This window comes from Virgibacillus salarius (assembly GCF_039521925.1).
In the GTDB taxonomy this organism is placed as follows: domain Bacteria; phylum Bacillota; class Bacilli; order Bacillales; family Amphibacillaceae; genus Virgibacillus; species Virgibacillus salarius.
Map to the genome: position 1 here is coordinate 48,203 of NZ_BAAACY010000019.1, position 24,836 is coordinate 73,038.

The 24,836-nt window shown below is 36.8% G+C and carries 27 protein-coding genes and 2 pseudogenes; 18 read left to right on the top strand and 11 right to left on the bottom strand.

Annotated elements, in window-relative coordinates:
• Positions 1-57: 57 nt before the first annotated feature.
• The 6 genes from ABDZ84_RS03485 to rpsI all read left to right on the top strand — a co-directional run bounded on the left by ABDZ84_RS03485 (position 58) and on the right by rpsI (position 4,390).
• Positions 58-897 (top strand): energy-coupling factor ABC transporter ATP-binding protein, encoded by an 840-nt coding sequence (locus ABDZ84_RS03485; protein WP_026680259.1) that lies wholly within the window; start codon positions 58-60, stop codon positions 895-897.
• The gene (locus ABDZ84_RS03490) at positions 873-1,745 is read left to right on the top strand and encodes an energy-coupling factor ABC transporter ATP-binding protein (protein WP_026680260.1); all 873 of its coding nucleotides are present in this window, start codon (positions 873-875) and stop codon (positions 1,743-1,745) included. The genes ABDZ84_RS03485 and ABDZ84_RS03490 overlap by 25 nt, the downstream gene beginning before the upstream one ends.
• Positions 1,738-2,535 (top strand): energy-coupling factor transporter transmembrane component T family protein, encoded by a 798-nt coding sequence (locus ABDZ84_RS03495; protein ID WP_026680261.1) that lies wholly within the window; start codon positions 1,738-1,740, stop codon positions 2,533-2,535. Before ABDZ84_RS03490 ends, ABDZ84_RS03495 begins: the two co-directional genes overlap by 8 nt.
• Before the next feature lie 72 nt (positions 2,536-2,607).
• The gene (truA, locus tag ABDZ84_RS03500) at positions 2,608-3,360 is read left to right on the top strand and encodes a tRNA pseudouridine(38-40) synthase TruA (RefSeq protein WP_343780081.1); all 753 of its coding nucleotides are present in this window, start codon (positions 2,608-2,610) and stop codon (positions 3,358-3,360) included.
• A 180-nt stretch (positions 3,361-3,540) separates the two neighbouring features.
• On the top strand, positions 3,541-3,978 hold the full coding sequence (gene rplM / locus ABDZ84_RS03505) for a 50S ribosomal protein L13 (RefSeq protein WP_026680263.1): 438 nt from the start codon (positions 3,541-3,543) through the stop codon (positions 3,976-3,978).
• A gap of 19 nt (positions 3,979-3,997) precedes the next feature.
• On the top strand, positions 3,998-4,390 hold the full coding sequence (gene rpsI / locus ABDZ84_RS03510) for a 30S ribosomal protein S9 (protein WP_026680264.1): 393 nt from the start codon (positions 3,998-4,000) through the stop codon (positions 4,388-4,390).
• Positions 4,391-4,426: 36 nt separating this feature from the next.
• Here rpsI and ABDZ84_RS03515 read toward each other — a convergent pair.
• Positions 4,427-4,903 (bottom strand): annotated as a pseudogene (locus tag ABDZ84_RS03515) (tyrosine-type recombinase/integrase); the annotation flags it as partial.
• Positions 4,904-5,400: 497 nt separating this feature from the next.
• On the opposite strand from ABDZ84_RS03515, the gene ABDZ84_RS03520 reads away from it, so the two are divergent.
• From ABDZ84_RS03520 to ABDZ84_RS03560, 9 genes and pseudogenes are all read left to right on the top strand, one after another.
• A complete protein-coding gene (locus tag ABDZ84_RS03520; RefSeq protein WP_034678586.1) occupies positions 5,401-5,685 on the top strand; it encodes a hypothetical protein in 285 nt (94 codons plus the stop codon).
• 253 nt (positions 5,686-5,938) lie between these two features.
• The gene (locus tag ABDZ84_RS03525) at positions 5,939-6,358 is read left to right on the top strand and encodes a ClbS/DfsB family four-helix bundle protein (RefSeq protein ID WP_258469490.1); all 420 of its coding nucleotides are present in this window, start codon (positions 5,939-5,941) and stop codon (positions 6,356-6,358) included.
• Positions 6,359-6,959: 601 nt separating this feature from the next.
• Positions 6,960-7,190: pseudogene (locus ABDZ84_RS03530) on the top strand (group II intron reverse transcriptase/maturase); the annotation flags it as partial.
• Positions 7,191-7,412: 222 nt separating this feature from the next.
• A complete protein-coding gene (locus ABDZ84_RS03535) occupies positions 7,413-7,937 on the top strand; it encodes a GrpB family protein (RefSeq protein WP_026680278.1) in 525 nt (174 codons plus the stop codon).
• A gap of 80 nt (positions 7,938-8,017) precedes the next feature.
• The gene (locus ABDZ84_RS03540) at positions 8,018-8,383 is read left to right on the top strand and encodes a protein kinase family protein (protein ID WP_309299797.1); all 366 of its coding nucleotides are present in this window, start codon (positions 8,018-8,020) and stop codon (positions 8,381-8,383) included.
• Positions 8,384-8,390: 7 nt separating this feature from the next.
• The gene (locus ABDZ84_RS03545) at positions 8,391-9,041 is read left to right on the top strand and encodes a phosphotransferase (RefSeq protein ID WP_309299798.1); all 651 of its coding nucleotides are present in this window, start codon (positions 8,391-8,393) and stop codon (positions 9,039-9,041) included.
• Between the two features lie 176 nt (positions 9,042-9,217).
• Complete coding sequence (locus ABDZ84_RS03550) at positions 9,218-9,805, top strand: DUF459 domain-containing protein (RefSeq protein ID WP_026680279.1); 588 nt, start codon at positions 9,218-9,220, stop codon at positions 9,803-9,805.
• A gap of 1,167 nt (positions 9,806-10,972) precedes the next feature.
• On the top strand, positions 10,973-11,428 hold the full coding sequence (locus ABDZ84_RS03555) for a GNAT family N-acetyltransferase (protein ID WP_026680280.1): 456 nt from the start codon (positions 10,973-10,975) through the stop codon (positions 11,426-11,428).
• Between the two features lie 178 nt (positions 11,429-11,606).
• Positions 11,607-11,960 (top strand): hypothetical protein, encoded by a 354-nt coding sequence (locus ABDZ84_RS03560; protein ID WP_026680281.1) that lies wholly within the window; start codon positions 11,607-11,609, stop codon positions 11,958-11,960.
• Positions 11,961-12,332: 372 nt separating this feature from the next.
• On the opposite strand, the gene ABDZ84_RS03565 is transcribed toward ABDZ84_RS03560, so the two are convergent.
• Together ABDZ84_RS03565 and ABDZ84_RS03570 are read right to left on the bottom strand one after the other, a co-directional pair.
• A complete protein-coding gene (locus tag ABDZ84_RS03565; protein ID WP_026680282.1) occupies positions 12,333-12,617 on the bottom strand; it encodes a hypothetical protein in 285 nt (94 codons plus the stop codon).
• 1,168 nt (positions 12,618-13,785) lie between these two features.
• Positions 13,786-14,979 carry a cytochrome P450 family protein gene (locus ABDZ84_RS03570; protein ID WP_200862540.1) on the bottom strand — a complete coding sequence of 398 codons (1,194 nt, stop codon included), beginning with the start codon at positions 14,977-14,979 and terminating at the stop codon, positions 13,786-13,788.
• Positions 14,980-15,386: 407 nt separating this feature from the next.
• Here ABDZ84_RS03570 and ABDZ84_RS03575 point away from each other — a divergent pair, with 407 nt between their 5' ends.
• The gene (locus ABDZ84_RS03575) at positions 15,387-15,815 is read left to right on the top strand and encodes a hypothetical protein (protein ID WP_026680286.1); all 429 of its coding nucleotides are present in this window, start codon (positions 15,387-15,389) and stop codon (positions 15,813-15,815) included.
• Positions 15,816-15,997: 182 nt separating this feature from the next.
• Here the strand turns inward: ABDZ84_RS03575 and ABDZ84_RS03580 are convergent, their stop codons facing one another.
• The 7 genes from ABDZ84_RS03580 to ABDZ84_RS03610 form a co-directional block, all read right to left on the bottom strand.
• Positions 15,998-16,294, bottom strand: coding sequence for a hypothetical protein (locus ABDZ84_RS03580; RefSeq protein WP_051388262.1), 297 nt, complete (start codon positions 16,292-16,294; stop codon positions 15,998-16,000).
• 61 nt (positions 16,295-16,355) lie between these two features.
• Positions 16,356-16,628, bottom strand: a complete 273-nt coding sequence (locus tag ABDZ84_RS03585; protein ID WP_026680287.1) for a hypothetical protein — start codon at positions 16,626-16,628, stop codon at positions 16,356-16,358.
• A 518-nt stretch (positions 16,629-17,146) separates the two neighbouring features.
• Positions 17,147-17,839, bottom strand: a complete 693-nt coding sequence (locus ABDZ84_RS03590; protein WP_026680288.1) for an ABC transporter permease — start codon at positions 17,837-17,839, stop codon at positions 17,147-17,149.
• A complete protein-coding gene (locus ABDZ84_RS03595; RefSeq protein WP_026680289.1) occupies positions 17,836-18,756 on the bottom strand; it encodes an ATP-binding cassette domain-containing protein in 921 nt (306 codons plus the stop codon). Before ABDZ84_RS03595 ends, ABDZ84_RS03590 begins: the two co-directional genes overlap by 4 nt.
• 2 nt (positions 18,757-18,758) lie before the next feature.
• Positions 18,759-19,700, bottom strand: coding sequence for a sensor histidine kinase (locus ABDZ84_RS03600; RefSeq protein WP_026680290.1), 942 nt, complete (start codon positions 19,698-19,700; stop codon positions 18,759-18,761).
• A complete protein-coding gene (locus ABDZ84_RS03605) occupies positions 19,701-20,405 on the bottom strand; it encodes a response regulator transcription factor (protein ID WP_034678593.1) in 705 nt (234 codons plus the stop codon).
• 70 nt (positions 20,406-20,475) lie between these two features.
• On the bottom strand, positions 20,476-21,816 hold the full coding sequence (locus tag ABDZ84_RS03610; protein ID WP_425542076.1) for an alpha/beta hydrolase family protein: 1,341 nt from the start codon (positions 21,814-21,816) through the stop codon (positions 20,476-20,478).
• Positions 21,817-22,388: 572 nt separating this feature from the next.
• Between ABDZ84_RS03610 and ABDZ84_RS03615 the strand changes: the two genes are divergently transcribed.
• Positions 22,389-23,255: an SDR family oxidoreductase gene (locus ABDZ84_RS03615; RefSeq protein WP_161629261.1), complete on the top strand. Its 867-nt coding sequence runs from the start codon at positions 22,389-22,391 to the stop codon at positions 23,253-23,255.
• A gap of 11 nt (positions 23,256-23,266) precedes the next feature.
• Positions 23,267-23,824: a TetR/AcrR family transcriptional regulator gene (locus tag ABDZ84_RS03620; protein ID WP_026680294.1), complete on the top strand. Its 558-nt coding sequence runs from the start codon at positions 23,267-23,269 to the stop codon at positions 23,822-23,824.
• A gap of 209 nt (positions 23,825-24,033) precedes the next feature.
• On the opposite strand, the gene ABDZ84_RS03625 is transcribed toward ABDZ84_RS03620, so the two are convergent.
• Positions 24,034-24,615, bottom strand: coding sequence for a class D sortase (locus ABDZ84_RS03625; RefSeq protein ID WP_080668629.1), 582 nt, complete (start codon positions 24,613-24,615; stop codon positions 24,034-24,036).
• Positions 24,616-24,836: the final 221 nt, after the last annotated feature.

Here is a 24,836-nt window from a genome sequence, read left to right on the forward strand (position 1 = left end):
GACATGTTCATTAGAGGAAAGAATACACCCCGGGTGAGTTTAGATGGAGGAACAATGATGAGTAAGAAGTTAATCGAGTTTAGAAATGTATCTTTTCGATATGGAGATGAGCAGCCTTGGGTACTAAAGAATTGTTCGTTTACAATCTATGAAAATGAGTGGGTTGCCATAATTGGTCATAATGGTTCAGGTAAATCCACGATCGCTAAATTAATGAATGGTTTATTGTTTCCGCAAGAGGGTGAAATTTTCATAGATGACAAGCAGGTAAATTCGGAATCTGTATGGGATGTACGGAAAGATGTTGGAATGGTTTTTCAAAATCCAGATAACCAGTTTGTGGGAACGACGGTTCAGGACGATGTAGCCTTTGGCATGGAAAATAGAGGATTACCTCGAGAAGAAATGCTTAAGCGCTTGGATGATGTCTTAAGCGCTGTAGGTATGGAGGATTATCGAATTACAGAACCACATCGATTATCTGGTGGACAAAAACAGCGTGTAGCGATTGCAAGTGTTCTAGCCATTTCCCCAAAGGTTATAATTTTAGATGAAGCGACAGCAATGCTTGATCCAAAAGGGCGAAACGAAATTATGAAGACAATAGCTGGCGTACAGAAGGTAAAAGAGGTCACATTACTTACGATCACCCATGACTTACAAGAAGTCATTCAAGCTGATCGTGCCATTGTAATGAATGATGGACAGATTTGGGCGGAGGGTGTGCCGAGAGAAATTTTTTCAAAGAAGGAAGCATTGCGTAAGATTGGATTGGATGTTCCGTTTGTATCTAGGTTAGCTGATGTATTAAAAGCAGAGGCCATTCCCGTTACACAGGAGCCACTAAATCATGAAGAACTGCTGGAGGACTTATGGATATTACATTCAAGAACGTAAGCTACGTATATCAACAGCATACACCGTTCGCACATAAAGCAATTGACCATTTAGATTTTCATATCCCTTCTGGTTCTTTTGTAGCAATTATCGGACATACTGGTTCTGGAAAATCAACATTAATCCAACATTTAAATGGACTAATCAGACCAACTGAAGGTGACGTATGGATAGGAGATTATCATTTAAGCGCAGAAGAAAAACCTAAATTAATGAAAGAGCTTAGAAGTCGTGTAGGTGTTGTATTTCAATATCCGGAGCATCAACTATTTGAGGAAACGGTAGCGAAGGATATTGGCTTTGGTCCGCGAAATTTTGGTGTTGGGGATAGAGAAATACAAGACAGAATTCCAGAAGTTCTATCAGCTGTTGGTTTAACGGAAGATTTCTTGAACCGTTCTCCGTTTGACTTAAGCGGTGGCCAAATGAGGCGGGTGGCAATAGCTGGTGTATTAGCAACAAAGCCTGAAGTACTTGTATTGGACGAGCCTACTGCTGGATTAGATCCACGTGGACAGAAGGAAATCATGGAAATGTTCTATACCAGGCATCATGAGCAAGCACTTACGACAATTTTAGTAACACATAGTATGGAGGATGCAGTAAAATACGCTGATCATGTCATTATTCTTAATAAGGGAACCAAATATATGGAAGGGAAGCCTGAGGAAGTATTTGTCCAAAAAGAGGCATTACAGAATGTACAGTTAGACGTTCCAGAAATGGTACAATTTCTTGATAACTATGAAAAGAAATTTGGTATCCATATCCCCTATACTAGGCAAACTGTGCAACAACTTGGTTTGCAAATGAAGCGTTCGTTAAAAGGGGGAACCCTACATGAATAATGCTTTGGTTATTGGTCAGTATGTCCCGGGAAATTCTATCATTCATAAGTTAGATCCACGGACAAAGATTTCGATAATATTTATTTATGTTTTCATTGTGTTTTTTGCCAATAATGTTTGGAGTTATGGGATATTAACAGCTTTTGCCTTAGCTAGTTTAATTTCATCCAAAGTCCCGATTAAGTTTATATTAAAAGGGTTAACGCCCGTATGGTTTCTTATTATCTTTACGTTTATTCTCCATATGATTGTCACGAAAGAGGGCAAGCCTGTATTGGAAATATTTACGCTTACTATTTATACTGGTGGGTTAATTCAAGGATTTGCGATATCGATGAGGTTCTTTTTACTTATTTTAGTAACCTCTCTATTAACCCTAACCACGACACCAATTGAGATCACGGACGCGATTGAGGATATGCTACGTCCTTTAAAGAAAGTGAAGTTTCCTGTGCATGAATTAGCATTAATGATGTCTATTTCACTACGATTCATCCCCACTCTACTACAGGAAACAGAAAAGATATCGAAGGCGCAGGCTTCAAGAGGTGTTGATTTTAAAACAGGACCTGTAAAAGAAAGGATAAAAGCTGTCGTACCTTTGCTTGTTCCATTATTTGTCAGTGCTTTCAAGCGCGCAGAAGAACTGGCAATGGCTATGGAAGCAAGAGGATATCAAGGTGGAGAGGGGCGCACAAAGCTTCGTGAATTAAAAATTGCGAAACGTGATGTGTTCATCTATATCTTATTTCTTTGTATTATAATCGGATTATTTATTACACGAAATTAATTATTATAATTGGAAGGATAGAATTTCCGTTACTACGATAATATCTATCTTTCAAAGGAAGGCTGCTACAGTATGGTAAGACTTAAGTGCATTATTAATTATGACGGATCACAGTTTTCAGGCTTTCAGATACAGCCTAAGAAACGAACCGTACAAGGGGCGTTAGAGACAGCTTTAACTAAAATGCATAAAGGGGAGTACATTCGTATTCAAGCTTCTGGAAGAACAGATACAGGTGTTCATGCGAAGGGTCAAATCATTCATTTTGACTCAGCTTATGATATTCCTCTATATAACTGGAAGCAGGCCTTAAATACCTTACTTCCGAATGATCTATATGTTAAAGAAGTCGAATATGCAGATGATTCATTTCATGCACGCTATGATGTAATTGAAAAAGAATATCGATATTATGTTTGGCATGAAAGTGAACCGGATGTATTTAAACGGAATTATGCATATTATTTTCCTTATGAATTAGATATTAGGTCCATTCAAGCGGCTTGTGATTATCTAGAGGGGACCCATGATTTTACAACTTTTTCCTCTGCTAAAGCTACTACCAAAGGAACAAAAGAGCGGACGCTTTATCAGGTGAGTTGTGAAAAGAAAGGCTCGGAAATTGAGTTTATCTTTCGCGGGAGTGGTTTTTTATATAATATGGTCCGAATTATCGTAGGTGTCCTTTTAGATATAGGTCAAGGAAGGCGTCAGCCGGCTGATATCATGGATTTATTGGCGAAGAGGGATAGAAGGCTTGTTGGAGAAACCGTGCCCTCAGAAGGCCTCTATTTATGGAATGTTAGGTATGATGAAAAAAGGTAAGCGGATTGTCGGAGAAAATGCAAATCATATGCATCAGCTCTTGACAAAATCCTATCATTTGGTGTATTATGATCTATGGCATTTTATTTCTAAACCATGATTAGCCCCGGAAACTAATTATGTTGAAATAGACGAATGAATATTGAAATTGATTTTTTTAAAATATGGAGGGAAACATTCATGCGCACAACTTTCATGGCAAATGAAAATAATATTGAACGCAAATGGCTAGTTGTTGATGCAGAAGGCAAGCGTTTAGGACGCTTAGCGAGTGAAGTTGCTGCGATCCTTCGTGGAAAGCATAAGCCAACTTACACACCACATGCAGACACTGGTGACCATGTGATTATCATTAACGCAGAAAAAGTAGAATTAAGTGGTAAGAAAATTACAGATAAAATTTACTATCGCCATACAAACCACCCTGGTGGACTTAAAGAGCGTACTGCATACGAAATGCGTACGAAATATCCTGAGCAAATGCTAGAGCTTGCTGTTAAAGGAATGCTTCCTAAAGGCTCTCTAGGACGTAAAATGGGTAAAAAATTACACGTATTCAGAGGATCTGAACACACTCATCAAGCACAAAAACCGGAAGTTTACGAGCTTCGTGGGTAACTAAAAGGAGGTAAACATTTTGGCACAAGTACAATACTATGGCACAGGTCGTCGTAAAAAATCAACTGCACGCGTACGTTTAGTACCTGGTACAGGTAATGTTACAATTAACGGACGTAACGCATCAGATTATTTCCCATACGAAACACAAATTTTAATTTTAAATCAGCCGCTAGTGGCTACTGAAACTCAAGGTACTTATGACGTTATTGTTAACGTTCATGGTGGAGGTTTTACTGGTCAAGCTGGTGCTATCCGTCACGGAATCGCACGTGCGCTTCTTGAAGCTGATCCAGAATATCGTGGATCTCTTAAAACAGAAGGCTACCTAACTCGTGATGCTCGTATGAAAGAGCGTAAGAAATACGGTCTTAAAAAAGCACGTCGTGCACCTCAGTTCTCAAAACGTTAAGAAACCTTATATACCAAGGGTTTGCCCTCTTTGCTCTTATAAAGCAGAGAGGGCTTTTTCATGTCCGAATTGGGAATTGAATACCCAGGCTAAAACCATGTATTTCTGGAACCTCTTTGCTGTTTTCTCCTTCGCTTCATCGGTCACATGAGTGTAAATATCCATCGTGGTTTTAATATCGGTGTGGCCGATCCGGGATTGTACATCTTTGATAGAAGCACCAGCTGCAAACAACAAACTGGCATGTGTTTGCCGGAAGGCGTGAATTTTTATTTGTGGCAGTTCCGGGTTCTTTTGATAAATCCGCTTCAGCTTTTCATTCAAGTAAGCCAGTCGGCAGTAATCCATTTCATGTTTTAACTGATTATAGACCGTAAAGACGAGCTGTTTATCATCAGATTGAAAAGGAGTGGTAAGTTCTAACGTCAGATAGCGCTGTATTTGCTTGCTACACCATTTCTTTAAGATCGCCAGAGTTTCATCGTCCACGCTAACCACACGCCGAGAGGCCTTAGTTTTCGATGTCTGAAGCTGCTTTTTGCCGCTCGTATGATGTTAGACATTCAAAGTACAATTAAAAAAGATGTCAATTTTGGAGACCGTTTATTAGAGAATATACACGACCAAGTTAGCGAGCTAGTAAATTACTTTAACGTTGACTAAACTAAAAGAAGACGGGAATTATTTGACGCTTACTGATTTAGTTAGTGAAAATATAAGTCTTAAAGAAGAATTACTAAAATAAGTAAAAGGAAAATGATGATTAATGCTACAATTAAATTGAATAGTAGCACTTTTTAATATGCAATAGGTTCTACGCTATTCAACTATCTGGTGCTTTAGTTAAACAAGGTGATCCATTAAATTTGATCGCTTTTTGTGGGAACCTTAAATAAAATAATTTGAATATTATATTATTATTGAAGGGTAGAGATATTGTGCTAACTGGGCATTTTAGTGGAATAAGAAATAGAAAAAGGACAAAAAATTAGCTATTAGGAGTGATACGGTTGGGTAAGAAGGCATTTCATATATATAATTTTATTATTTTGCTCTTATTAATGTCACTTAATGCATTAGCCTCGTTTGGGGCTGGAATGAGTGAGGGGGGAATACCTTCCTATATGTATTTGGCAATGGTGCTTTCGTTTGTCGTCTGGGTTATTTTTTATTTCATTCAATTTGTACGCCCCACTAAGGCTTGGAGAATTTTTTGGTTCCTCTTTATGGTAATATTTTTATTTTTTTGGGAAACAGGTCTCGGCTCAGAGGTTGGTCTAATGATTATTGGATAGATTTTATAATATAAAAATAATTCAATCAACTAACGGGTGTCTTTCTGGAATAAGGATTTGGCGCCAGAGTCATATATAAGGGCCATTATGTTGAACAACTATTTTGGTAAAAGTTAAAATTTCAGAGATACAAAGGGAGGAATTACTATGGCAGCTAAAAAGGAAAAGGATATTCTTGTACTAAACAGTGAGAATAATTTTAAATTATTGTTAGATAGATATTATTGAATCGGTACCTAGCAGAAAGAGGAAGATATCTGTTGAAACTGGGGAAAGAGACAAGAATTTTCGTGATGTATTAATGCATTTGTATGAATGGCATGCAATGCTTGAGAGATGGTATCGAGAAGGTATGGATGGTGATATACCTTTTATGCCTGCACCTGGTTATAAATGGCGAAATATCAGGCACCTTAACTCACAAATTCAAGAAAACTACCAAGATGTAACAATAAATCAAGCTATAAAAAAGCTGAGGTTAAGCCATAAGAGAGTGATGAAATTAATTGAATTACATACCAATGAAGAAATCATGACTAAAAAATACTATAAGTGGACAAAAACAAGCAATTTATACAGTTATTTTGCAGCAAACACCTCTAATCATTACATGTGGGCAATGAAAAAGTGTGAGGCTATTGCACAATTAATAACGGAGAAAGAGGAAGAATAGCACCAGGTTGTAAAATGCTTATAAAGAAATTGGGCGCAATAACGGAACAAAGTTGTGCTAGAATTGGGCCATATTGTCGAGTGCGAAACGTTTCTGACTCAAATGAAGTGTAGTTACACAATTTCGATAAAGTCAGGCAGTTATACTTTTTTTTTACTGAAGGATTATGTCGAGGAGTCGAATGAGGAGGTAACGCTCTGAAAGGCTTCCCCTGCGTCGAATAGCACGCTGTTTAGTAAGAAATTGTGTGTTATAAGCTCGGTTAATAGGCGCAAGAATTTACAGTAACAGTCCAGCCGACGAAAGCCTACCCGATGGGGTGGTGTAAATCATGGTGCTTGGGTTGAACAGATATGGTGAGAATGCAGTGAAATATAATAAGAAAGTATATTGCTGACGAACTTCTGAATGTACGGGCCTAGAATAGACATAATTCAACGTTGTAAGCTGATAACGTGGAGAGCTTACTCTTGATGAAACGAACGTGGAGGGATAGCCACTAGACTAATAAAAGGTTTATTCAACCATGTAAGACAGTTCTTCATCATTAATAAGGTTCTTGTAAGACTAATAGAGGTTCAGCTCTTAAAGGAGCCACCGCTTGTTAAAGCGAAAGAAACTGAGACACAACGAATATTATAATATGCAATACCATTTCGATGCTTTATATGCTCAAAGTGTTAATGGTCAAAATTTTTATTGACTAATAGATTTAATGCAATCTGATGAAAACATTCGATTAGCTTTTCGTAATAAACGAAATACTGGCAATAAGACGGCTGGTTATGATGGACTAACAATCGAAGATATAAAGCAACTCTCCGTATCAGAAAAATATTGAATGAATTGGTTAGTTGGAACGCCGTATGCGATGAAAGTCACACGTACGGTGTGAAGTGGGGGAAAAGTCGGCGATAATTTCAAAAGCTTACCTATCACTAGAAGAAGAAAAGGGGTATTAAACTTAGAAAGTAGAAATTACAAATGCACATTGTTCATGGATTATTACAATGATAATTAACCATTTTACAGGCAATCAAAAGGGAGGATCTGAATGAGAAAAATTGAAGTAAAGCCATATGATGAGTATTGGAATTCGATGTTTGAAAACGAAGCAAAAAAATTACATGGTATATTCGGTCCTGAAATAATTAAAATTCATCACATTGGCAGTACCGCTGTAAACGGTCTAAAGGCAAAGCCTATAATTGATATGATGCCTGTAGTTAAAGACATTCATCGGATCGATGAGTATAATTCAGCAATGATCTCTATCGGTTATGAACCAAATGGGGAAAACGGGATATCAGGACGACGATACTTCCAAAAAGGAGGAGATAATCGAACTCATCATGTGCACATTTATGAATTAGGCAATCCGGAAATTGAACGTCATCTAGCATTTAGAGATTATCTACGGGCTAATCAAGATGTTGTGAAAGAATACGGAGACTTAAAAAAGGAACTGTCTCAACAATTTCCCTACGATATTGCATCATACATAAAAGGGAAGGAACAGCTAGTATTAGAAATTGAACGAAACGCAGTAGCTTGGTATCAACGTCAAGAACGTAATTAAATTATTTCACAAAAGGGCGCATTTCTATAATAGGCTGATGTCCTTTTCTATTGGTAGACATTTAAAAGGTGGATTAAAAGATGAGTGGTAGTGAAAGTGATCATCCAATTATACGGATATGTAATAATGCTAACTTGGGGGAAATAGTCAGTCCTCCTGAACCAATTTCTGGAGGACTCTTACACAAGATGTATCAAATAAAAACAACAAATGGAAAATATGCAGTGAAATTATTGAACCCCGAAATAATTAAAAGACCTGGTGCAATGACGAACTATATAAACTCTGAAAAAATTACGAATCGTGTTTCTAACAACATACCTGCACGCCCAGCCAATATTATTAATGGTAAATTTGTTAATGAAGTAAATAATCAATTCTATATGGTGTTTGATTGGATTGAAGGTCGGAGTCTAAACACCATAGAGATTAAAGACCATCCATAGTAAAAAAATGGGCTCAATCCTTGCAAATATCCATAAAACAAACTTTGAAGACCTTGATATTGAGTATGGTGGAATAAATAATGGTCATTTGAAAGATTGGTATATTTATTTGAAAGAAGGTCAAGAAGCCAGTTCTGAGTGGGTGGGGTTATTGAAAGAAAACATCGATAAACTTTATGAATGGGATACTAAGTCAAAAAAAGCTACTGAAATTTTATCAAAAGAAACAGTTATTAGTCACAGGAATTTAGATCCTAAGAATGTTATGTGGAACCAAGGTAGACCAATGATAATTGATTGGGAGTCAGCTGGTTATATAAATCCCGTGCAAGACTTAATAGAAACCGCAGTATATTGGTCTGATAATGGGTCTCAAAACATAATTGAAGATAGATTTTTGGCATTCTTAGAGGGTTATAAAAATAACTATGGGGAACTTCAAGCAGATTGGATCCTGGTCTTAGAAGCTGGGTATTTAGGTAAATTGGGGTGGCTTGAATACAATTTAAAACGGTCTTTGAGAATGGGATGTTCAGATGAAGAAGAACAAAAGTTAGGAACTACTCAAGTAAAGGAAACAATAACAGAACTTAAACAATATGATAATTCAATTCCCACACTTTTTGCTTTGCTTAACAAAGAACAAAGTATTTTATGACCATCAAATAACACTTTGTGATTATCTTGAACTCAAGTCTTCTGGTAAAGGGGCTTTAGTTTCAGCTAGAAATACACTTATAATCTTTCGCTAACGGGCGCTTTCCTGGATTAAGAGCAAACTATTGTACAGAAACGAAAAGTTTTTGAATGTTTGAGTTTAAAAGGAGTGATTGAATGCTTAAAAGATTAGTTTGTTTTGGTGATAGTATTACTGCAAGAATAGAAGGCCATCAAGAACCTATGTTAACTTCAAAGCTTTCCCTAAAACTAAATGATTTTACAGTGATTAATTCAGGCGTTTCAGGAGATAACACGTCTGATGCACTCAATAGAGTTGAATCAGATGTCTTAAATCACAATCCTGATCTCGTAACGGTATTATTTGGTGCTAACGATGCTGCCTTCCATAAAATGATAGATATTACTACGTTTAAAGAAAACCTTTTACGAATTACTAATAAAATAGGATCGAGGAAGATAATATTAATTACTCCTGCCCCTGTTGATGAAAATGTTCAATTTGCAAGAACCAATGAGACACTATATGAATATGCGAAAATGGTTAAAGAGGTATCTTATGATTCAGGGAGCCATCTTATAGACTTATTTTCAAAAATGATTATAAGAAATGATTATCGACAATTGCTAAGAGGTAAGAAAAATGATGGGTTGCACATAGGGGAATCAGGCTACGAATTCCTTTCCCAGTTGATTGTAGATAAAATTGACGAATTAACCTTAAATAATATTCTTAAAGTGTGATCTTCCGTTAACGGGCGCAGTTGTGGGTGCGACACGTTCCTGGCCCAAATGAGATGTGGCTAACATAGTCTCGGTAAAGGTCAGGCAATTATAATTTAAATGAAGGATATTATCAGGAGTCGAATGATGAGGTAACGTTCAGAAAGGCTTCCCCTGCGTCGAATAGCATGCTGTTTTAGTAAGGAAAAGCGTGTTATAAGCTCGGCTAATAGGCGTGAGAATTTACCGTAACAATTCGGCTGACGAAACCCTACCCGATGGGGTGGTGTAAATCATGGTGCTTGGGTTGAACAAATATGGTGAGAATGCAATGGAATACAACAAGATACTGTATTGCTGACAAACTTCTGAATGTACGGGTCTAGACGCGCGTTATACAGAAATGGATTTACTATTAAATGTAGGGTTAGCTGTGGGTGAGTAAGAATCCGCAATATAAAAATCCATCTTGTGTTACAGGCATATGCAATGCTAACAGGCTCATAGGAAGCACCTAAGTTTGTTCCATAATAGATAATATTCAACGTGGTAAGCTGATAACGTGGAGGACTTACTGCCATTGAAACGGTGACAAGGAAAGCATTCATGATAATAGTGACTGTATAACTTGTCTTTATATCGGTGAAAGAGGTGGCACAGTACCGATGAAAGGCCTAATCACCCGGAGGGATAGCCACTAGACTAATGAAGAAACATTTAATCATGCAAGGCAAATCTTTATCGGTTAATAAGGTTCTCGTGAGACTAATAGAGGTTCACCTTCCACGGAAGGCACCGACTTATTGAAACGGAAGAATTGAAACATGGAGGATATTAAGATATCAGAAGTGTTGATGATTAAATCGATTGGATTAGTTGGGGTGCCGTATGCGATGAAAGTCGCACGTACGGTGCTAACAGGGGGAAAAGGGAGCGATAACGTCAAACCCTTACCTATCTGTATAACAACAAACACTATGCCTGAATCGGGCCATTTTGTGGAGCAGAATATGGTATAATTGAATAGTCTAAAAAGTTACACATCGTAGTTTTTAGACATAAAATTGTTAAGGGAGGCGTTCATTATGATAAATCAAAAGAGCTGTTTCAATGAAGAACTTAAAGGGGATAACGCCTAACTAACAAAGTTGACTTAGCGTTTCCCCGAAATTTGAAAGGGGAAAATATATGCTTACAGGTAATGTAAAAATTGAAGAATTGAACGAAGAAAACTGGTATGAATGCTGTCAATTGAAGTTATCAGAGAAACAAGAAGAATATTTAGAATCAAACGCTATATCAATTGCCCAATCAAAGTTTGAACCGTCATTAAAACCGTTTGCAATTTACTTTGAGAATAGAGTAGTGGGTTTCCTAATGTATAACACTGAAAAAGAGGAACTTGATGGTTATTGGGTATTTAGAATAATGGTCGATGAGAATTTTCAAGGCAAAGGTATAGGAAAGGCTGCAACAAAGTTAATGATTGCAGAGATGAGTAAGTTACCAGACGCGGAAAAAATTGTTGCTGGTTATCATCCAGAAAACCAGGAAGCTCATCACTTATATGTCAGTTTGGGATTTATTGATAATGGTGACCGATTTGGAAGAGAAATGGCTGTTATCAAATATTTAAACGAGTGAAGTAAAAATAAGGGACACGAAAATGATGTTGTCCAAAAAGGGTTATTCGAAAATTTGGAAATATAACTTTCTGGGTGACCTCATTTTCGTGTTTAGAGCGCATTATTTTTGTGAAATATCTACGCACTTTCTCTTTTGTTAGTAAATAAACGATCTAAATGTAAGGAGGGAATCTGTAGTGAAGAAATATTTTTACGCTATCATCACTTTAGGTGCTATTATTTTCATTAATTGGAGTGTATCTGCTCTATTTAGTTCCCATTTTATTGAATGGTCATTTTTAGTTGGTCTTGCTACAACAATTGTTATTGCTTTTTTTAACTCTTCTGGTGGATATATGTCCGATTTGACTGATGCAAGACTACAGAGCACTAATAATGATGAACAATGGGCTGTAACTGAAGTACGAACAAAAATTGATAGACAAAAAAGGAATTTTCATCCTACAACTTCATTTTATTTTGCTTTAAGCTACACAGTAATCGCTGGAATATCAACTTTAGTTTACTACAAAGACTTTTTTATCAACTAAATCGGCTCTTCGATAAAAACATGCATTGCTTCAGAATTCCTTACAAATTCAATAGTAGCCTGTCTATTTTAATCATCTCGCAGATTAAGGTTCAGGAAATAATTAATACCATCAATGGTTAGATTTGATAAACGTATAAAATTTTTGAAATGTTAGTGGTACCCATTGTTGCCCCTCTCCGAGGAGGGGCAACAACACCAAACACCTAAGATGTCTATTTCCCCATTATACATAAAAGTACCCCAAGAACGAGTAGTTGCAAATACTCACTCCTTGAGTTGAAACGTCATCAGAATTGGTATCAGGTTCTTTTTTTGTTCCTTCTTTAATTGTTTTGTCCCCTTCAGGGGTTAAATCTTGAATAATTAGCTTTCAAGATCCATCCACTTTTTTCATGGTAAGTTTTGGTTCGGTTATTTCTCCATCCTTATATTTCATTTTAACTGTAATTTGTTCTGCATTAGATTTTTCGTTAATTTCTAAAATACTGAAGTCTACCAATGGGTTTTCGAATGATAGTGTGTCTTTTAGTGATTCTTCAGCTGACTTTGAAGAGGCGCTTACAGAGTAACTAAATGCCATCAGTAAAGCTAACGCAGTGATAGCAACTAAAAATAATTTGCTTACCTTGACTTGGTAAATTTTATTATTACTCAATGTTTTCCCTCAAATTTTATTTATCGTACCATACTTCACCGCCTGTTAACTCTACGGTAGCGTTTCCTAACTATCCACCATCATTTACTAATCTTGATGTGCGAGATCCGCCACTATAAGAACTAACTTCCATCTTACCTACAGTCTTTTCAGAGTCTAGAGATAAAATACCGGGATCTTTAAACTCATACCCTGATCGAATCCAAACTTTTTATTTGAATCTAGTTTTACCAAAGTTATAGATTCTCGAGTCGCTTAGAAGATCAGCGTTTTGTTTTTTTACAACTGGCTCTAACTGAAACATGTTGTCAATTTCTTCTTGTGTATAAGGGAAGATTTCTTGGTTGCTCTCGTCATAAAATTTTATTGTAGGTTTCTTGGTTGTTTCAGTTGCATGAGCTTCCATTTCTGGTGAAAGTAATACAAATAACCCAAGTGCAGCTACAAGAGAAAATAGAATTTTTTAATATCATAAAATTCCTCATTACATTAATATGCTACCAGTTCATAACTCATGAAAAATTTTTATATGTTTACAAATATTTCATGAACTATATGTTTGGCTTGAAATATATTCCATTTACTTCATTGATTACGTCCATAGATTCTGTAATAATAAAACTAATTAAGATCCTTAGAAACACGACGTTTTACTATTTTCTTTTATTTTCTCATTAGTACATATGTTGCTCCCATTTATTCTCAAAGTACAAGTAATGGTGTCTTTGAACTTTGGCTTCCTATAGGATTTATAGTTGTTTCCGTTTATTTGTACGGTAATAAAAGATACCATCCGTCCAAAATAAAGTCGAGTATTTTAGGTCTTTGCATAGCATTGTATCAGTTAATTCTTTAATATGCTGGATAATTTTAGTCTTTCCATAAAAGGGCGCAGTTGTTGAACTAAAGAGTTTCCCAAGAGGGGAGAGTAGTTTAAAATAACTCATCATTTAGGTTATGAATCGAATGATAAGAACCCAAAAGGAGCTCACAAACAGATGAAATGGCTATGGTAATAATCGATTAAAACAACAGCTGGTGAAGTGAATATGGACGTACCCCAAAAACGTGATCGATTCTGTGACCTAAAACTTGTTCCAAAAAAGAAAAGAGATGTGTCTGAAATCGAAAGGAAAGTACGCCAAAAGCTATGTCCCAACCATATTTATCAGTTGTTTAGAAGGATGGGGAGTTTTTTAACTCCACGAACTATCATTCCAGTTCTCCACTCTAAATCTTGTTTATTTATATTTAATGTAGCATTGGGGTAGCGTCTGAAGAAACTTAAGATAGCAATTTCACCTTCTAACCGGGCAAGAGGCGCTCCTAAGCATGTATGAATCCCTTTGCCAAACGCTAAATGTTTGCTTTTTTCTCTTGTTATGTCTAATATTTCTGGATCTTTGAATTGATCTGGGTCATGATTGGCCGAATTAAGTACAACAATTACAAGTTCTCCTTTTTTCATTGGTTGACCTTTAAATTCCATATCTTCCCTCACCCAACGTGATGTACTAAACTCGACCGGACTATTATAGCGAAGTGTTTCTTCTAAAGCATTGTTAATTAACTCTGGGTGTTTTTTTAATAAATCTAGTTGGTCTGGAAGTTCCAATAAGTTCATAATACTATTTCCGATAAAGTTAACAGTTGTTTCATGTCCAGCAACAATTAATAGAGAAACAATACCATATAATTCTTTTTCTGTTAGTTTATCTTCTTCTAATTCCGAAATAACTAGTTTACTAATTAAATCTTCTTTGGGGTTTTTGCGCACGATAGCGAATCTTTCTTTTAAATACTGAATAAATTCATTTCTTTGCGAGTCAATATTCTGAGGGGTTGAACCATTTGAAGCTTCAATAATTGCATTTGACCAGTTTCGAAATTTATTGCGGTCTTCTGAGGGAATTCCAAGTATTTCACAAATAACAATGATTGGTAGTGGAAAAGCAAACACATCTATTAGGTCAACCTCATGTTCAGTGGAAATTTCATCAAGTAGATTGTCGGTAATTTCTTGGATACGTTCTCTCATTCCTGCAATCATCTGTGGGGTAAAAGCTTTCGAAACAAGTCCACGTAACCGTTTGTGATCTGGCATGTCAGCGAATAGCATATTTTCTCTGAATACAGCCTCTAAATCATGATATGACGTATTGTCAAGTTTTGTATAATCCTTTATAAACATTTGATTTTTCAATGTTTCTAATGCATCTTCATATCTTGTGATAAACCAAGCATATTGACCATCTGGGAGTCGTACTCGAGTAACAGGTTGTCCCTCTCTTAATTTGGCATATGCAGGATAAGGATTGGCGACAAATGACTTCGTGAATAACGTTTCTTTCAGTGAATCCATTTCGTGCAACTCCTTTCAAAAGATAAATTGTAAGATCACTTTTATCATATCACCTTTTCCTAATAATGGTAATATTTGTATTGTGACTTTTTTGTGAATTTTAAAACGGAAAGCGTATTTTGGCTTATTGTTACTACCGCAAAAAGTGAGAACATTTAAGTTAGATAATACCCTTTCATCTGGACCAGTAAGGAAGATAGTCATATAAAAAATAAATCCTCTCATAAAGGGGGGATAACGGAAGGAATCAGTATTATATAGCTGGATCCATTTTTTATTATTATCATTTCATCAGATAAATTATTATTATGTAGTTATAAAATGAATTTAATGGAAAATTTACAAAAAAATGAAGGAAGATGTGAATATTTGTAGAAATAGTTAAATGTAGTTAAAGGAGGTGAGATATGTTGAAAAAGATTCTTGCACTAATAATTTTTCCCGTCATGATTATTTTAGCTTCTCAGACCTTCCCCTCAGAATCAATCGCAGCTGAAACTACTGGAAATGAAAGTCCTAAAAATGAAATTAATGCAGTAAAGTATTTCGGTCCATTTCCTTTTACAACAAGAGATGGTAAATGGGACGGTCAATTTTCTGTTCCTTCGCTAGGCGATGTTACAATTAGACTCTCGGGGGAGGATTTATATTGGGAGGTAGGACGAGTGCGGATATGTAATAGGGACTCTGGTAGATGTACACTATGGGGCCCCCTTTCAGTAGGTACTCAACCTTCCAGAACAATTACTGACGTTTTACCAGGTGTATATTATGTAGATGTAGATTACGCGATGAATGTATTCTCTGGTACAAGCACAATTGAAGTAAGATATTAGATAAATAGGTGATTTAGAGCTGATATAAGACGTTAGGTAGTATTCGGCTCCTATCGTCTTATATGCAGCCCTGAAAATATATTTGTTCGTGAACTGGATGAATTAGTAAAGTTAGTGATACGTTTGGTTCAGGTAATGATGACAATCCAATTTTATTGAGTGAATTATGTACAGAAAGAAGGCTAATTGTACCTTCTTAACCGTTTTTTATTTAATTTTACTTGTGATAAATCGTTCAATTCTCTTGTAGAGTGATGTTTGTTTCTATGGGTTAAATCCTCTAATTTTCTAACTGCAGCGCTAAATTCATTGTCGGAGATTTGTTTTGTAGCTAAAAGAGTACATAACATTGCATATGCAATTGGAGTTGTATCAACTATAACCTCTACATCCACATCTGAATTACCGCTGTATCCAATTGTAGATAGACTTTCATTATTGAAGTCTATTGAGCGACCATTTTTTAATGAATTTTGCAAATTTATTCCCCACTTTCATAGAAAAAGAGTGGGATAAATTATATTACCCCACTAGTACTTATTAATAGTATTTCTTACGTTTCCTGTCATCGTCGTCTTCATCATCGGAAATAACATTAACATAAGAGTTGCCACTTTTAGTGATCTTCGCAATGTTAAAATTGCGGTTTTTGTTTTTTAAGTCATTGTCGTTATCATTATCGTTATCGTTATCAACATGAATATCACTGTCGAAATCTACATCGGCTTTAGCTTTTGCATCTGCATCTGCTTTTGCGGTAGAGAAAAACTCTTGATTACCATCTTTATCAAATTTTCTCTTTGGCCTCCACATACAATTTCCCTCCTTTATTTTCGATTTAATATAATATATTCAATGTTACCCTTAATTGAGTTGGCAGTTATCTTAAGTCAATTGCTTGTTTTATTTTTAAATAAAAATAACCACTAACAATATCATAAATTGAGCCCTCCATATGAAATGAAGGGCCAGGAAATAACATGTGGAAAGACCCTTAACAGGTCTATAATAAAGTATTCAATTAGCCGTAATTTGTGTAGGCTACTTTATTAAATCAATCATGATAGCAATTAATCAAGATATAAATTTAAAGCTACAAATAGAAAGTACTATTTATGTGTGGATTGATTAAAAAAGCCCCTCATAAGAGGAGCTTTTTAGGTTGTGTTGGTGTGACACTGTGGGTAACTACATTATATAGTGCGCAATAACTAAGGATCAGCATTTATATAGCTAGTTCCTATTTCAAAAAGTTAGATTTTAAATCTAACTTTTTAGGGGTACCTCACCTTTAATTTACTAGTAAATATCCTCTGAGAATTCTACCTCCATTACAATATATCTTCTCTCTCGGCTTTGTAGATCATCCAGTATGCACCCACAGCTCCAATCACTGCCAGCGTCATTTCGACAGCAGGAGTTACAGTATATGTAGGCCCGTTATTCATGGAAATGGAGGTAAACTCGATAATGAAAACAGAAACAATTGTCGTCGTTGGTGATTTCCGAAGCATTCCCAAAACAAGTGGAATCCAGCTACTCATCGTCTTTAAAACGGCATGAATAAGAATTTCCATCATTTGATTGTATATGATTGGGGAAGTAAGAGGTTCCTTGACGAAATCATATTTGACGTTTAACCCGATTAAGACAAGATTAATGAACAGATTGGAGATGATAATAATAACAAAGGTAACAAGCGAGATTAATGCCAGCTTGGATATAAGCAGCTTCTGTCTCCTAATTGGATAGGTGAATAGCACGGAGGTTGTCTTATTCACGTACTCACCGACAATTATTCGAGCCATTAGTATTGCAGCAAATATTACGAACGTAAAATTCACCATGGAACGAGTTAAATCAAATGCAACGTTGTAGGTTGGGTGTATGTAGGTGTTTTCCACTGACCACTGTAACATCATCATCCAGACCAAAACCGTCATCACCAAGTTTGACACTATAACACACAAGAAATATCCATTCAGTTTGAATTTTTTTAATTCCAACTTTATTAGCGAAATCATGTATCCCCACTGCCTTGCAGAAGATTTAAAAAATAGTCCTCCAGCGTTTGATTCTTGCGTCTGATTTCTCCAATGTCAACTCCATTCAGAATTAGCGTTCGTACAATTTCAGGTTGAGGTAAACTTAAATCATAGATACGAATTGTCGATTCATTTATCAATTTAAAATTGCACATTTCTAGCTTATTAGACAATATGCTAACTGCTTTCACGACATCCTTTGTCACCAATTCAATATACTCCGTCCAGTCCCTTTGGATGTTCTCCATTGCCACTTCTCGGATAAGCTTGCCTTCACGAATGACACCAATCGTATTTGCGATTAGCTCTAACTCCCGAAGTAAGTGGCTAGTTAGAAACACCGTCATTCCATATTCTTTACTCAATGCGGAAATCAGGTTTCGCATGTTCTTCAATCCAACCGGATCAAGACCATTGATTGGCTCATCCAAAAGTAACAGCTCCGGTCGGGTCGATATTGCCCGGGCTAATCCAAGGCGTTGCTTCATGCCAAGTGAATAGCTTTTTACAGTTTTGGCTCCTTCAACGGTTAAGCCGACCAATGCAAGTGCTTCATCGATAGACCGGTGATCGTGATAACCCATGTATGCACAGTGTAGCTCCAGATTTTCCCGAGCAGTTAGCTTTTCATAAAATATTGGATAATCAATCAAGCTACCTATTCGCTTCTTAGATTTGCAGTCACCAGTTATAAGTCTCTCTCCGAAAAGTTCAATCACTCCTTCAGTTGGCTTCCATAAGCCCGTAAGCAGCTTCATGACCGATGTTTTGCCAGCTCCATTCAGACCTAAGAGTCCGTAGATTTCTCCTTTCTTAATGTGAAGGTTCACATCGGACAAGATGTTGTTCCCACTCAGGTTCTTGCTAAGTCTACTCGTGCTAACGACGTATGTCATGGTTAGTCCTCTCCTTTTAACGATTTTAATCGAATTGTAAATGTCGTTCGCACGAATGGATGACTCTTGAGCGTTATTTCGCCATGTAAATGTTCGACAAGACGTTTCGTTATTGTTAAGCCCAGTCCGCTTCCTTGATAGAGTCGGTTCCTGGAATCTTCGAGCGTGTACATGCGCTCAAATACTTTGTCGCTGTGTGATTCACCAATTCCTTTGCCACGATCCCACACATCTATATAGACATGGGAATCATCGCCGCGCAATGTTAGACCGACGGTTAGACCCTCTTTTCCATACCGAACAGCATTAGAAATGAGGTTTTGCAATATACGATCCAAAGCTTCCTCGTTGCCCAATGCGTACATTGGTTGATCTGGTATATCAATGATGGCTTCCAATCCAGCAGATTCAATATCATTATAATGAAAAAGTAGATTATTTTTGCAAATTTCATTTATATTTACATAGGTTAGTGGCAAAGCTTTGTCCCCGGATTCCAAGCGGGCCAAGTCGAAGAACTTATTAATCAGTTGCAAGATCTCCGAAGTTTTGGTCTGCACTTTCAGAAGAGTCTGTTTCCTTGCTTCCTTCGTCATCTCTTTGTCGCACACGATTGTCTCAATTAAACCAATCACGACTGTGAGTGGCGTTTTTAAATCATGTGAAATATTGGCCAGCATTTTACGGATTCCAGCTTCCTTCTTTGCATGTTTGAGGAACTCCTCGTTTTTCTTCTCAAGCAGTCGGTTCAGTTCGACTAGAAGTTTTTTTAATGCTGGATCATTCGTGAACAGAAGTACTTTTTCGGTTTGATTTTTCTCTATAATTGTCCGAAGCTTGTCACGGATGTAAAAGAGATGGGCGTCTCGCCCCCTAGCTAACCGGTATTGTGAAATGTTGAACATAATTAGAGCTAAGATAATGCCAATTAGAATACCAGTCATTCAAAACTCCCCTAGCTTATATCCGATACCCCACAGCGTCTTAATATATTGAGGTTTCGAGGAACGATCCTCGATTTTGTCTCGTAGACGGCTGATTTGTACGTTAATACTATTCTCGTCGCTGTAGTATTCTTCGTTCCATACTGCACGATAAATATGTTCTTTTGTGAATACTTTATTCGGATTGCTGGCGAGTAAATATAAAATTTGAAATTCTTTGGATGTTAACATAATGTCCTGGCCATTCTTAGTGACAGTGAAGTCGTCTACATTAATTGTTAATTCTCCAACCTTCAATACTCGTGACACAGATTTTTTTTCGACAACAGTGGGTGAATATTTTGTCGTACGACGGATCATCGCCTTTACTCTGGCCGTAAGCTCGATTAACGAGAAAGGTTTAACGATATAATCGTCTGCTCCGAATTCGAGACCTACTACTTTGTCCACATCATCATCTTTGGCCGATATAATTAGAACCGGGGTGGTGTTATATACTCTGACTAGCTTCAAAAACTCCAACCCGTCTAGCTTTGGGAGCATTAGATCGAGCAGAACCAAATCATATTGTTGACTCATGACAGCCTGTATCCCTTGCTCACCATCGTATGTACAGACAACATCGAATCCTTCCTTACGTAGATAATTTGCAACCATGTCACTGATAGAGTAATCATCTTCTACTAACAATATTTGTGTTTTCATACCCGAATTGTATCAAAAGTCAAAAAAATAGTAAATGAAAGGGAATTCTCCGTATCGGTCATTAAATCACTTATTTACTTTGAAAATGAACCTCCGGATATTTAGCCCCTAATTGTTCTAACACATTATCATCCGTTCCTCTCAAATACTGATCGAAGAATGCAAGCGTGAATTCATTAACTAGAAGATGAATTTGCTTAGTATCTTCACCTTTTGCACGCATCAGTGGGCTGTACAAGTTAAGATCAGTAAAGCTAGTATGGTTTGAATTCGGAATGACCAAAGACAATGCACCACTTGTGACAACTTTTTCATACCTTGACATAAGGTCGTAAAAGTCTTTCTCAAGCGCTTCACGATTTCTTCCTGTCTGTTTTAAAATCTCTTCCGGAGTAATTTCATCCAGATCTGCCTCGAATCGATCCACATCTAGTGAGGACGCGGAGTACATCAAGAAAAGTGGCTTTTGAACACTCTTCTCAGGAACTGGTCCTCCAAACAGTGATCCGTCCATATTTATGGCAGCTTTTACGCGATCATCTTGCAATAGCATTCGATACGCCGTGGCACCTCCATAGGAATGCCCGAACATGCCAATTTTCTCGAGATCAAGCCTTCCCTTGAATTGATCGTCCTCTCCGCCCTTATCCAACTCTTCAAGCTGATCAAGTACGAAAGTAACATCTTCTGACCAAATGGACATCCTCTCATCGAACTCAGCAAGAGTGTTCGGTTCATCTTCAGTCGAATATTTCACTGTTCTACCATCTGGAAAAACCGTTGCTCCCGCATTATAAGTATGATCAATGCCAACGACAATATATCCACGACTTGCTAGTTCTTCAACTTGAAACGTATTCTGATTACGGTTGCCGGCATTACCGTGCGAGAAAATTAGCACAGGATAACGTTCCTGCCTATCAGACAAAATACCCTCAGAAAACGAATGCACACGGACAAGACCTAAATGGCTCATCATAAAATCAGGTAGCCCCATTAGTTGCGCCATTCCCTCCTCTTTTTCCGGCACATCTCTCATATATTGATTAGTCCTCTTCTCGCTCTCTTCGTTTGCTGGATACCAAACTTGTACCATCAACTCGCGCTTAGCTTCCGGATCTATCCCAAACGTTTCTTTGCGTTTTTCGTCCGTCCAATGATAGGATACTGTTCCTACCGAGTGAATTCCTGTTGGTTTCTCAAATGAGAATACAGGCATGACAATAGGTGGAATGATTGTGATTGCTAGATAAACAGTGAGTAGTACAGTTTGAATAGTCAATACATACCACTTTCTGGGTTTTATATTCTTTCGTTTGACATACAGATACGCCGTTAACAAAACAGGTGTTAAATAAGCCGGAATCATTCGCCAGCTTACGCCCTCTGCAACCATCTGTACAATTACCATAAAATATCCCACGGCCAAAGGCCAAAGAGATACTATGTTTGTGGAGGCTTTTTTCCTCCTTATAAACACCCAATACAATAATCCAAAATTAACAACGACAAGTATTATCTCTAAAAATCTCATATTATTATTACTCCTTTCTGATTTAAATCTTGCAACTGATTCAATTTCTATTGTAAAAGTAATACATGTCGTTTTTCTTTCTTCATTCTTACATATTTCTTTCATACGATAAATTTACCCCGATAATTTGGTACTCACCAACAACCTCAAATCTTGCTTTCTTTGCGGGGTACCGCCATATATCACCATCTGGGATGGGAGCGTATTAATTTTCTTGGAGAATATAGGTTTGATGCTAATAGATTACTAGCTAATTCTCTTAGACCCTTAAATAAAACTTAAACCAATAACAAGCCAAATTCCTTAACGTACAAGAATTTGGCTTTCATAATGTCGAAATTTGCTAAGCGTATAAAATTTTCGAAATGACGGTACCTTTTTATTGTAATTTTAGACCGATCAGTCTAAAATGAAAGTAAGCTAAATTATATTACTGGAGTGAGATGAAGATGAAACGCGTATTAGTAGCTGGGGCAACAGGTTACCTAGGGCGATATGTTGTAAAGGAACTTAAACAGGCGGGATATTATGTAAAGGTATTGGTCCGATCACCAGCAAAGTTAAAGCAAGAGGGGGCTTTCTCTTCCCCAGTTATCTATGAATTCATTGATGATATTGCTGTGGGGGATGTTTCCAAGGCAGAAACCATTCAAGGTATTTGCGCAGATATTGATTACGTTTTTTCCTCAGTAGGTATTACAAGACAAAAAGGTCATTTAACGTTCATGGATGTAGATTATCAGGGGAATCTGCATTTGCTGAAAGAAGCAGAGCACAGTAAGGTACAACGGTTTATGTATATAAATGCGCACGCGACTGAAAATTGTCCTTCTGCATTAATTAAAGCAAAACAGCTATTTGTAGACAAATTAAACAGAAGCTATGTTCCACATATCATCATCAATCCAACGGGTTATTTTTCTGATATGACGGAGCTTTTCACTATGGCCCAAAAAGGAAGGGTATTCTTGTTTGGCAAAGGAGAAAATAAAATGAATCCCATACATGGGGCTGATCTTGCGGAATATTGTGTAGCATCCTTTTCTAAAGAAGAAATATCACTCGATGTAGGAGGTCCTCATGTTTATACATATCGTCAAATGGCTGAACTATCTATAATGGCCGCTAACCCAAACAGTAAAATTACAAGCGTTCCACTGTGGCTTGTTAAAAGTATCTTCCCATTTCTAAGAATTAGTAATAAAAGACAATATGAATTATTGCAGTTTTTCTTTTATGTAATGACACACGATGTTATTGCTGATACCTATGGAAATACTGATTTACAAACTTATTTTGAAAATATGAACGCATAAGGAGAGTAACAATGTCTCATAAAACAAAACAGAGTCTTATCCAAGCTACCATTGATTTGATTATGGAGAATGGACTGGAAAGGCTTACGATTAACAAAGTAATAAAAAAGGCGGAAAGTAGTAAAGGCTCATTTTATTACTATTTTTCTAACATAGACGATTTAATGAAGGAAACATTTTTATATGCCTTAGAACATAGTCTAATTGATTTTTCTTACAATCCAGATAAACCTTTTAAAGAAAATATCCTTTCGTTTGGGCGCTATTTAATTAAAATGTCTACGGAAAAATCACCTGAACATGCGATTATGTTTTTGTGGATCTCCAAATCCTATCAAGATGAAAGCTATCGAAGACAATTTCAGGAGATGCGCAAACAAATTATCGAAGAAAATTCTGTTTCTAAGGATTTTCAGAAGGTATTTCAAGTGGATGTAGAATGGTTATACTTTATTGATGTTGTTATTATAGGGTTTCTTGTTCATTGCCTCCTTCATGATGATGAAGACATACTACTTTCCATCTGGAAACAGCTAACCAATCCTATCGTCTATGCTTCTAGAGTTTAAGTATGAACAATTGTCATCATCGAACAACGCTTCTCAAAGACCCTTAATCAAGTCTAGGTGGGGTCTTTTTAAAGTCACTTTTGAGAACCATAGCCTTACGTTTATTATACGTCAGCAAGTAGTAGTGAGTTTTGTGTAAGTATAGTAAATTAAAAGCCCTCACATTTGTGGGGCTACATTTTTACGCTCATCCAATTTCCAGCAGATTTTCAACTCAATTTACCTTTTACCACAACCCTTTTATCACCAGATAATGTACATGTCAATAGGGTTATCTCAGCTCCGTTATTCTCCAATACTTCCACTGCATCTTCTTCGACGGTCTTAATTTCTGTTACTTTGTAAGAATAACGATCATTGTCTGTTGTTAAAATGATTTCATCACCTTTTTTGACATCTGGAAGGTTACGGAAATGTCGGTCTCCGCGATACCCCCGATGGCCAGCTATTGATATATTATCTGTATTTGGATCTTGATCTTCAATAATCTGAGTTAAACTAATTGCTAAGTTCTCTTCCGTGGTTGATGGTAATACAAACTCCTTTAAATGGATCGACGGAATTTCTAATTCATAAATACTTTTTAATTCTTCTTTCGAAAAGTTTATGTCAGGCGCCGTTTCATTATTTAATCCATCTGTTTTCAATAAATCCATTGCTTGTACAAGTTCTGCATTTTGTTTTGAAGTATACCAATCATAAGATAAGGGCACGGCAATGAGTATAGCTCCTAAAACAAGTAATCCTAGCCCCATCCATAGTCTGCCTTTTTTCATCATGATTCGCCTCATTTCACTTCAACCTAAAGGAATAATGTTACAAAGAGGCCGAATCATCTAAGAGAAAAATGAACAACTAGAAAGGATGGCTTGTGCAACGAAGCTTCTCCATCCGTCACTTTCCGTTGGCGACTGGTGAGCTTCTTCGTGTTGAGGTACCTAACCGATGCCTTTTCTTTTAAATAGGGAAGGCTTCGGCAGCAATACATCGCACGTAGAAAAAAATCGCTCTT

What these genes read in the sequence shown, in the direction of transcription:
- ABDZ84_RS03590 (WP_026680288.1), bottom strand. Translation starts at nt 17,839, where the DNA reads ATGATTTCGCTAATAAAGTTGGAATTAAAAAAATTCAAACTGAATGGA.
- ABDZ84_RS03485 (WP_026680259.1), top strand. Translation starts at nt 58, where the DNA reads ATGAGTAAGAAGTTAATCGAGTTTAGAAATGTATCTTTTCGATATGGA.
- ABDZ84_RS03615 (WP_161629261.1), top strand. Translation starts at nt 22,389, where the DNA reads ATGAAACGCGTATTAGTAGCTGGGGCAACAGGTTACCTAGGGCGATAT.
- ABDZ84_RS03535 (WP_026680278.1), top strand. Translation starts at nt 7,413, where the DNA reads ATGAGAAAAATTGAAGTAAAGCCATATGATGAGTATTGGAATTCGATG.
- ABDZ84_RS03570 (WP_200862540.1), bottom strand. Translation starts at nt 14,979, where the DNA reads ATGGATTCACTGAAAGAAACGTTATTCACGAAGTCATTTGTCGCCAAT.
- ABDZ84_RS03545 (WP_309299798.1), top strand. Translation starts at nt 8,391, where the DNA reads ATGGGCTCAATCCTTGCAAATATCCATAAAACAAACTTTGAAGACCTT.
- ABDZ84_RS03490 (WP_026680260.1), top strand. Translation starts at nt 873, where the DNA reads ATGGATATTACATTCAAGAACGTAAGCTACGTATATCAACAGCATACA.
- ABDZ84_RS03575 (WP_026680286.1), top strand. Translation starts at nt 15,387, where the DNA reads ATGTTGAAAAAGATTCTTGCACTAATAATTTTTCCCGTCATGATTATT.
- ABDZ84_RS03585 (WP_026680287.1), bottom strand. Translation starts at nt 16,628, where the DNA reads ATGTGGAGGCCAAAGAGAAAATTTGATAAAGATGGTAATCAAGAGTTT.
- ABDZ84_RS03620 (WP_026680294.1), top strand. Translation starts at nt 23,267, where the DNA reads ATGTCTCATAAAACAAAACAGAGTCTTATCCAAGCTACCATTGATTTG.
- ABDZ84_RS03625 (WP_080668629.1), bottom strand. Translation starts at nt 24,615, where the DNA reads ATGAGGCGAATCATGATGAAAAAAGGCAGACTATGGATGGGGCTAGGA.
- ABDZ84_RS03555 (WP_026680280.1), top strand. Translation starts at nt 10,973, where the DNA reads ATGCTTACAGGTAATGTAAAAATTGAAGAATTGAACGAAGAAAACTGG.
- ABDZ84_RS03605 (WP_034678593.1), bottom strand. Translation starts at nt 20,405, where the DNA reads ATGAAAACACAAATATTGTTAGTAGAAGATGATTACTCTATCAGTGAC.
- ABDZ84_RS03600 (WP_026680290.1), bottom strand. Translation starts at nt 19,700, where the DNA reads ATGACTGGTATTCTAATTGGCATTATCTTAGCTCTAATTATGTTCAAC.
- ABDZ84_RS03595 (WP_026680289.1), bottom strand. Translation starts at nt 18,756, where the DNA reads ATGACATACGTCGTTAGCACGAGTAGACTTAGCAAGAACCTGAGTGGG.
- truA (WP_343780081.1), top strand. Translation starts at nt 2,608, where the DNA reads ATGGTAAGACTTAAGTGCATTATTAATTATGACGGATCACAGTTTTCA.
- ABDZ84_RS03550 (WP_026680279.1), top strand. Translation starts at nt 9,218, where the DNA reads ATGCTTAAAAGATTAGTTTGTTTTGGTGATAGTATTACTGCAAGAATA.
- rplM (WP_026680263.1), top strand. Translation starts at nt 3,541, where the DNA reads ATGCGCACAACTTTCATGGCAAATGAAAATAATATTGAACGCAAATGG.
- ABDZ84_RS03495 (WP_026680261.1), top strand. Translation starts at nt 1,738, where the DNA reads ATGAATAATGCTTTGGTTATTGGTCAGTATGTCCCGGGAAATTCTATC.
- ABDZ84_RS03610 (WP_425542076.1), bottom strand. Translation starts at nt 21,816, where the DNA reads ATGGTAATTGTACAGATGGTTGCAGAGGGCGTAAGCTGGCGAATGATT.
- ABDZ84_RS03540 (WP_309299797.1), top strand. Translation starts at nt 8,018, where the DNA reads ATGAGTGGTAGTGAAAGTGATCATCCAATTATACGGATATGTAATAAT.